Genomic DNA, 264 nt, shown 5'->3' on the forward strand with positions numbered 1-264 from the left:
TATCTTTTTTTATGCTCTTAAATACAATTTTAAAACGAGAAAGGTAGAGGGAGAACATGAGTGTATATGTAAAAAAGAATCTAGTAAATTTACGAGTTGATTATGCTTTTAAGCGTTTGTTTGGAGTAGAAGGAAATGAAGATATATTAATTGGATTTCTTAACGCGGTACTACAATCATCTATTGATGAAGAAATTACATCTTTGCACTTAGATGATCCGCATCTTCCAAGAGAGCAGAAGGATGATAAATTGTCTATTTTAG

1 protein-coding gene is annotated in these 264 nt (G+C 30.7%); it reads left to right on the top strand.

The genetic code is table 11. The annotated features are described in order from the left end of the window. Positions 1 to 56: 56 nt before the first annotated feature. Positions 57 to 264, top strand: a 208-nt coding sequence (locus KVT11_RS20075) for a PD-(D/E)XK nuclease family transposase (protein WP_217609171.1), incomplete at its 3' end; no start/stop codon positions are given.

The organism is Bacillus sp. GbtcB10 (genome assembly GCF_019091365.1).
GTDB lineage: Bacteria > Bacillota > Bacilli > Bacillales > Bacillaceae > Bacillus > Bacillus altitudinis.